Origin of the sequence: Helicobacter vulpis, assembly GCF_003660395.1 — a bacterium.
GTDB lineage: Bacteria > Campylobacterota > Campylobacteria > Campylobacterales > Helicobacteraceae > Helicobacter > Helicobacter vulpis.
Map to the genome: position 1 here is coordinate 1 of NZ_QXQT01000112.1, position 239 is coordinate 239.

1 pseudogene is annotated in these 239 nt (G+C 47.7%); it reads right to left on the reverse strand.

Features of this window, described 5'->3' with window-relative positions:
* A pseudogene (locus tag EAO38_RS08805) lies at positions 1–239 on the reverse strand (site-specific DNA-methyltransferase); the annotation flags it as partial.

A 239-nucleotide genomic window follows, 5' to 3' on the forward strand; every position in this document is an offset into this window, starting at 1 on the left:
TGCTTGCGCGGGATATCCGGTAAATCCCCCTTAGTCCCCCAACAAATAAATTCGCATTGTTGTTTAAAGCCATTAGGAAAGGGTCTAGCACTCCGTCCCTTATCCCACACAATGACACCCCGCCATGCCAAGTCTGCTAGCTGAATGCTATCAGAAAGGGCTGGCAACATGCGCCAATCAATGAAGCTAAAGAAATACCCCCCCGGCTTTAAAATGCGCTCTATTTGGGCGAAAATAAA